Origin of the sequence: Asanoa sp. NPDC050611, from assembly GCF_040654855.1 — a bacterium.
Lineage (GTDB): Bacteria > Actinomycetota > Actinomycetes > Mycobacteriales > Micromonosporaceae > Asanoa.
Genome location: NZ_JBFAIU010000571.1, coordinates 1 through 2,692 on the forward strand (window position 1 = coordinate 1; position 2,692 = coordinate 2,692).

The following is a 2,692-nucleotide window of genomic DNA, read 5'->3' on the forward strand; positions in this document are numbered from 1 at the left end:
GTCACCGCCAGCGGCAACGTGGCGAACGCCAGCAGCAGCCAGGGCAGGTAGCGCCGCTGGATCGTCACGAACGTGTCGAACACCGGCGCGGCGCCCGCGCCCCACGCGGCGGCGTGCGGCAACCGGGCCAGCGGCACCGCCTTGACCCGGGTGACGCCGCTGGTGTCCACCCACGTCAGTGCGACGCCGTCGATGCCGCCGGCGGCGAGCCGGTCGACGGCGGCGTGTGCCTCGTCGGCCCGGCGGTCCCGGTCGCTGGCGTCCACGGACCTAGGTTAGGACGATGGAGCTGCTGGTGGACCACCATTGCCACGGCGTCGTGCGCCGGGATCTCGACCGGGCGGCGTTCGAGGCGCGGCTCACCGAGGCGGACCAGCCGGCGCCGGGCACCACGCTGTTCGACTCGGCCCTCGGCGACGCGCTGCGCGCGCACTGCTTTCCCCTGCTCGACGTGGCGTCCGACGCGTCCCCGGAGGCCTACCTGGAGCGGCGGGCCGCGCTGGGCCACGCGGAGGTGGGCCGGCGGATGCTGCGGGCCGCGGGGCTGGCGGCGGTGCTGGTCGACACCGGCTGGGCGCCCGAGCCGCTGACCTCGCCGGCCTCCCTCGGTGACCTCGCCGGTGCGGCGGCCTACGAGGTGGTCCGGCTGGAGGCGGTGGCCGAGGCGCTCGGCGACGGGGTGTCGGCCGGCGGGTTCGCCGCCGCGGTCCGGTCGTCGTTGGCCGCCGCGGCCGTGCGCGGGACGACGGTGGCGTTCAAGTCGGTGGCCGCCTACCGCGTCGGCCTGGGGCTGGGTGACGAGCGGCCGTCCGACGCGGCGGTGGCGGCGGCCGCGGGGCGCTGGCTGGCCGGCGGTGGTGGGCGGCTCGCCGACGAGGTGCTGCACCGCTTCCTGGCGTTCGCGGCGCTGGACACGGGCCTGCCGCTGCAGTTCCACACCGGACTCGGCGACCGCGACGTCGACCTGCGCTCCTGCGACCCGCTGCTGCTGGCACCATGGCTGCGGGCCGCCGAACCGACGGGCGTGCCCGTCCTGTTGCTGCACTGCTACCCGTTCCACCGGCACGCGGCCTATCTGGCGCAGGTGTTCCCGACCGTCCACATGGACCTCGGCCTGACGACGCACAACGTGGGTGCGCGCGCGGCCGCGGTGCTCGCCGAGGCCCTGGAGCTCTGCCCGTACGGCAAGTTCCTCTACTCGTCGGACGGCTTCGCCCTGCCGGAGCTGCACTTCCTCGGCGCGGCCCTGTTTCGGTCGGCGGCCGGCGGCGAGCTGGCGCGGCGGACCACCGAGAACGCGCACCGCGTCTATCCCGCCGTGGGAGTGCCGGGCCCGGGCCGATGAGGCATCCTGGGACCTCGAACGCCCGTCCGACCGGAGGCTCGCCTTGCCCGACGCCCTGTGGCCCGCGGTCCACGCGGCCCGCGCCGCCCTCGCCGCGGACCTCGCCGAGCTCGACGAGAGTCAGTGGTCGCACCCGACGCTCTGCGGAGACTGGGTGGTCGAGGACGTCGTCGCCCATCTCACCGCCGCGGCCAGCACCACCATGCCGCGCTGGCTGGCCAGCATCGTGGGCGCACGCTTCGACGCCGACCTGCACAACCAGCGCCGGCTGGCCGAGCAGCGTGGCGCCACGCCCGCCGAGACCCTCGAGCGGTTCCGGCGGATCGTCGGCAGCACCACGGCACCGACCCGACACACCGCGGCGTGGTTGGGCGAGGTCGTCGTGCACGGTCAGGACATCCGCCGCCCGCTCGGCCTGTCCGCCACGCCACCCGTCGACGCGGTCACCGAGGTCGCGCGCTTCTTCGCCCGCCGGGACTTCACGGTGGCCAGCCGCAGCAAGACGAGGGGACTGCGCCTGGCGGCGACGGACGGGCCCTTCGAGGCGGGCGAGGGCCCACTGGTGAGCGGCCCGACGCTGGCCATCACGATGGCGATGGCGGGCCGCACGGTCTACTGCGACGAGCTGACCGGGCCCGGTGTGCCCGTGCTCCGGGAGCGCTACACCGCGGTGGGCGGAAGGGGCCCCGGCCGATAGGGTCCCTTCCGCCTCCTTACCCGCGGTTCAGCAGCCTTCCGGCAGCGTGAACCGCCAGCGCTGCGCCTTCAGCACCGGGATCACCCGGTCGACGGCCGCGACGGTCTGACTCCGGTCGCCGCCGCCGTCGTGCGCCAGGACGACCGCGCCCGGCGTGAGCCGGTCCAGGAGGCGCTGGACCAGCACGTCCGTGCCGGGTGGTTCCCAGTCGGCGATGTCGTACCGCCAGCCCAGCGGCCGCATCCCGAGCGATGCCGCCACGTCCGCACTGGCTCCCCAGGCGCCGTACGGCGCACGGAAATAGGGGATCCGGGCGTGCGGCACCGCCCGCCGGATCGCGGCGCTGGTCTCGCGCAGGTCGGCCGCGATCTGTTCCGGCGTCCAGGTGCTCAGGTCGTCGTGGTGCATGCTGTGGTTGCACAGCGTGTGTCCCGCCCGGGCGATGGCCCGGGCCACCTCCGGGTGCTCGACCACGTGGTCGCCCCAGAGGCAGAACACGGCCTTGACGTGATGCTCGCGCAGCACCTCGAGCAGCCGCAGCGTGTCGGGCGGGTTCGGCCCGCGGATCGACATGAGCAACCCACACTTGCCACCACTACCGCCGGCTGCGCAACGTCTACGTCAATCGGAGCGGCACATGAACCACCTCG

General features: G+C 74.8%; 3 protein-coding genes and 1 pseudogene. 2 read left to right on the top strand and 2 right to left on the bottom strand.

Annotated elements, in window-relative coordinates; all coding sequences use genetic code 11:
• Positions 1–266 (bottom strand): annotated as a pseudogene (locus tag AB0H87_RS40320) (hypothetical protein); the annotation flags it as partial.
• 17 nt (positions 267–283) lie between these two features.
• Between AB0H87_RS40320 and AB0H87_RS40325 the strand changes: the two are divergent.
• On the top strand, positions 284–1,345 hold the full coding sequence (locus tag AB0H87_RS40325) for an amidohydrolase (RefSeq protein ID WP_360158652.1): 1,062 nt from the start codon (positions 284–286) through the stop codon (positions 1,343–1,345).
• A 43-nt stretch (positions 1,346–1,388) separates the two neighbouring features.
• Positions 1,389–2,042: a maleylpyruvate isomerase family mycothiol-dependent enzyme gene (locus AB0H87_RS40330; protein ID WP_360158655.1), complete on the top strand. Its 654-nt coding sequence runs from the start codon at positions 1,389–1,391 to the stop codon at positions 2,040–2,042.
• Positions 2,043–2,069: 27 nt separating this feature from the next.
• Here the strand turns inward: AB0H87_RS40330 and AB0H87_RS40335 are convergent, their stop codons facing one another.
• Entirely contained in the window at positions 2,070–2,615 is a 546-nt protein-coding gene (locus AB0H87_RS40335) for a polysaccharide deacetylase family protein (RefSeq protein WP_360158658.1), read from the bottom strand.
• Positions 2,616–2,692 lie beyond the last annotated feature (77 nt).

What these genes read in the sequence shown, in the direction of transcription:
- AB0H87_RS40325 (WP_360158652.1), top strand. Translation starts at nt 284, where the DNA reads ATGGAGCTGCTGGTGGACCACCATTGCCACGGCGTCGTGCGCCGGGAT.
- AB0H87_RS40335 (WP_360158658.1), bottom strand. Translation starts at nt 2,615, where the DNA reads ATGTCGATCCGCGGGCCGAACCCGCCCGACACGCTGCGGCTGCTCGAG.